Origin of the sequence: Vibrio harveyi NBRC 15634 = ATCC 14126 = KCTC 12724, assembly GCF_001591145.1 — a bacterium.
In the GTDB taxonomy this organism is placed as follows: Bacteria; Pseudomonadota; Gammaproteobacteria; order Enterobacterales; family Vibrionaceae; genus Vibrio; species Vibrio harveyi.
Window position 1 is genome coordinate 1 of the sequence record NZ_BCUF01000189.1, and the last position, 506, is coordinate 506.

The 506-nt window shown below is 42.1% G+C and carries 1 protein-coding gene; it reads left to right on the forward strand.

What is annotated here, in order from left to right; genetic code table 11:
- The first annotated feature begins 115 nt into the window (after window positions 1-115).
- On the forward strand, window positions 116-478 hold the full coding sequence (locus tag VHA02S_RS25135; RefSeq protein ID WP_038899247.1) for a hypothetical protein: 363 nt from the start codon (window positions 116-118) through the stop codon (window positions 476-478).
- The last annotated feature ends 28 nt before the right edge of the window (window positions 479-506 follow it).

The following is a 506-nucleotide window of genomic DNA, read 5'->3' on the forward strand; positions in this document are numbered from 1 at the left end:
GGTGGTATGCGGGAGCTTTGGTATTGCGTTGCTCACACCTTAACAGAGCGTTATGTTTATTATTGGAACTCCGTGTTGTATATTGTCGAAGTTATAGGTTCTTAAAGAGTTACTGATGAAAAAATTACTATTGGGCTTACTTCTGACCTCTTCACTTGTCGGTTGTGCGACGCCTGTAAGCCATACAAATATTCCATTGTCCACTTATGATAAAGATACTGAGTATGGTATCGAGGAACGTGAAGATGGTTTTGGAATCACGGTTTACTATTCTCGATACCAATTTATCCCAGAGAGTGACGCTCTAGCGGAAGCTTGTAAAAGTCAGCTAACTGCTATTGCGTGGGACCACGCTGATAATGTTGGTAGAGAGATTGAGCCTCTTAATGAGCAACGCATACGAATTTCAATGGGGCGTAATGGCTTGACTGGTGTAACTTCATGCCAAGCTAATGGCGTGGTTAAGTGGGCTAAATAAACATAACAAACTGTTCAAGAGGGATTCG

What these genes read in the sequence shown, in the direction of transcription:
- VHA02S_RS25135 (WP_038899247.1), top strand. Translation starts at nt 116, where the DNA reads ATGAAAAAATTACTATTGGGCTTACTTCTGACCTCTTCACTTGTCGGT.